The sequence below is a fragment of the Okeania sp. SIO2B9 genome (assembly GCF_010672505.1).
Lineage (GTDB): Bacteria > Cyanobacteriota > Cyanobacteriia > Cyanobacteriales > Microcoleaceae > Okeania > Okeania hirsuta.
Window position 1 is genome coordinate 1 of sequence record NZ_JAAHGK010001049.1, and the last position, 2,753, is coordinate 2,753.

The following is a 2,753-nucleotide window of genomic DNA, read 5'->3' on the forward strand; positions in this document are numbered from 1 at the left end:
CATATTGGGGTTCATAAAGTTTCGTTCCCTGTTCGGGAGATAACCCATCTTGTTCTCGTTTCTCAGGTTTTTTCCGTTCCACCAGTGCCAGGGGAACATAAATTTGTTCTCGGTGTTTTTTTGACTCCTCATCATCGTGAAATAGGGAATTACTGGTTAGTTTATTATTCAGCATTTCCCGACAAATATCTTGCCATTCCTTGAGACTCAATTCTCTACCCTGTTCGGGCGAAGTCAGTCAATAAGTTGGACTATGAATAGTTACACTGCCACCTTGTTCAAAAATTATCCCACCTCTTTGAGCTATTTTTTCAGCAACCATTTCTGCATTAATTACTTTTGCTACTATGTTGGCATTCTTTTCATCTTCGGACTCCAGAGACTTTAACACTTCTCTAATTTCTTCCATAACCTCAGTCAACTTTGGATGAGGATTTTCTTCTACTGCCGCTGCCAACTCCTGTATTGTCCGAGCAACATCAGGATTTTCTGCTGCCTCCTGCATTTCCAAAACTGCCTGACCATAATCCAAAGGTTGCTCCGAAATTTGTTCAATAGCAGTTACAGTATCGGGAGATTCTTGTTTGAGATATTTCATCAACTTAGCACTTTTATCCCAGACCACCTGCCCAATATTTTCTCCTGTTTTTTCCAAAGCTTTTGTCCCCAATACAGCAACTAGCGCCATTACAATAGTAATAGGTTCCATAATTTTCAGCCTCTTAAAATTGGACTCAGATTAAGTTAGTTATTAGATAATATTCTAAGCTATTCTATTTAATCGGGGCAAACTGAAAAAATCAATTTAGAAATAGATGAAAGATATGAGTATTATGTCTTTTCCAAAAATTATAAATTCCATGAAAAAACTCTCATAGAGTTCATCAAAAAAATCTATAGCAACTTATAATAATGTTCTGAAAAATAATAAATAAAAACCATAACTTTAGATAATGCCACAGTACGATTTATATCATAATAAAGTTAAGAATGCCTTGAATATTTTCACCTTCTTAAATAGCATTTTTTCTGAAAATATCTTCTAATGATATTCAAATTATTTTGGTTACGGAAAACCATAGCAGGAACATCTTACTTCTCTGGTAGACTTTGCTTATTCTCCTCTACAATTAATCACAATTAATTTCCTCTTATCAGTTTTCTACTTCCTGAAATTTTGATTCAGATTACGTTAACCTTAAGTAATATTCTGAAAAATTCCCATTTCATTTTGTTTATAAGAATAGGTAATTCTAAATCCTAAATTCTAAATTCTAAATTCTAAATTGTAGACTTGACCTTAAATCTGAAATATATGGAGCGCAGTATCTCAAAGTCTTTATTCTTCCTACAAAGACTGGAACCAAAAATTTCAGTTATGGACCGCTACATCATCATAGAATTAATTGGGCCATTTCTCTTTGGTGTAGGATTATTTTCATCTATCGGGGTAACAGCGGGGGCAATGTTTGAATTGGTCCGGAAAGTAACAGAATCTGGACTACCTATTTCTATTGCCCTTCAAGTATTTTTCTTAAAAGTGCCAGAGTTTATTGGTTGGGCATTCCCTATGGCAATGGTACTATCGACTCTGATGGTTTACAGTCAGATGTCTAGTAATAGTGAGATAGTTGCTCTGCGTAGCTGTGGCATTAGCGTCTATCGAATGCTTATACCTGCGGTAATATTAGGTCTGACCGTAACTGGTTTAACTTTTGCCCTTAATGAAGTAATTGTACCTAATGCCAACTATCAAGCATCTCTGACTTTAGAGAGAACTTTAGACCGAGACGATCCTCCTTTTCGGGAAGAACATATTTTCTATCCAGAATTTGGCAAAGTTGAGCGGCCAGACGGAAGTAAGAAAGATACTTTGACTCGTTTATTCTATGCCGAAAAGTTTGATGGTAAATATATGAGGGGGGTGACTATTGTAGATCGTTCCCAATATGGGGTTGACCAAATTGTGTCTTCTGAGTCAGCAACTTGGAATCCAGCAGAAAATATTTGGGACTTGTTTAATGGGACTATTTATATTGTATCTCCAGATGGTTCTTACCGTAATATTGTTAAGTTTGACCATCAAGAATTAAAACTTTCTACGGCACCTTTAGATTTAGCAGGTAAAAGACGTACTTATCAACAGATGAATATTCCTCAATCTTATGAATATTTGGAGTTAATGCGACTGAGTGGAAATCATCGGAAAATTGTTAAAACTCAAGTCAGAATTCAACAAAAGTTTGCTGTACCTTTTGTTTGTTTGGTTCTGGGTTTAGTAGGGGCAGCTTTAGGAATTAGACCTCAGAGAAATGCGAATAGAGGTACTAGCTTTGGTATTAGTGTGATAATTATTTTTGCTTATTATTTACTTTCTTTTATTACAGGGGCAATGGGGCAAAAAGAGGTTTTGACTCCTTTTTTGGCTGGATGGTTACCCAATTTTATGGGTATTGGAGTGGCAATGTTACTTATAGCAAGAGCTTCACGTTAAGGAATTTAGAAGTCAGAAGTCAGAAGTCAGAAGTTGTTTTTGTAACAGGAATTTCTTAAGTCTGAAGTCATAACTTAGAAGTTCATTTATGACTTTATTTTTATTATTTTGGTCAAACCAGAAAAAATACAAAAGATTTAACTAATAACTGATTAAAAGGCAGGGTTTTAGACCCAATTATTTTGATAGTTCAAAACTAGGGTCTGCACATCTTGAGTAATTGAAGATTAAGAGTAATTCAAGTAACATTTACCTATCA

Annotated in this window: 2 protein-coding genes and 1 pseudogene; 1 reads left to right on the plus strand and 2 read right to left on the minus strand. The window is 35.1% G+C overall.

Going from position 1 to position 2,753, the window contains the following annotated elements; translation table 11 throughout:
• Both F6K13_RS27085 and F6K13_RS27090 read right to left on the minus strand, forming a co-directional pair.
• A pseudogene (locus tag F6K13_RS27085) lies at positions 1-211 on the minus strand (hypothetical protein); the annotation flags it as partial.
• A gap of 27 nt (positions 212-238) precedes the next feature.
• Positions 239-709, minus strand: coding sequence for a hypothetical protein (locus F6K13_RS27090; protein WP_124154410.1), 471 nt, complete (start codon positions 707-709; stop codon positions 239-241).
• A gap of 606 nt (positions 710-1,315) precedes the next feature.
• On the opposite strand from F6K13_RS27090, the gene F6K13_RS27095 reads away from it, so the two are divergent.
• Positions 1,316-2,494 carry an LptF/LptG family permease gene (locus F6K13_RS27095; protein WP_124142631.1) on the plus strand — a complete coding sequence of 393 codons (1,179 nt, stop codon included), beginning with the start codon at positions 1,316-1,318 and terminating at the stop codon, positions 2,492-2,494.
• The last annotated feature ends 259 nt before the right edge of the window (positions 2,495-2,753 follow it).

Coding starts and splice junctions, on each gene's coding strand:
- F6K13_RS27090 (WP_124154410.1), bottom strand. CDS start 709: ATGGAACCTATTACTATTGTAATGGCGCTAGTTGCTGTATTGGGGACA.
- F6K13_RS27095 (WP_124142631.1), top strand. CDS start 1,316: ATGGAGCGCAGTATCTCAAAGTCTTTATTCTTCCTACAAAGACTGGAA.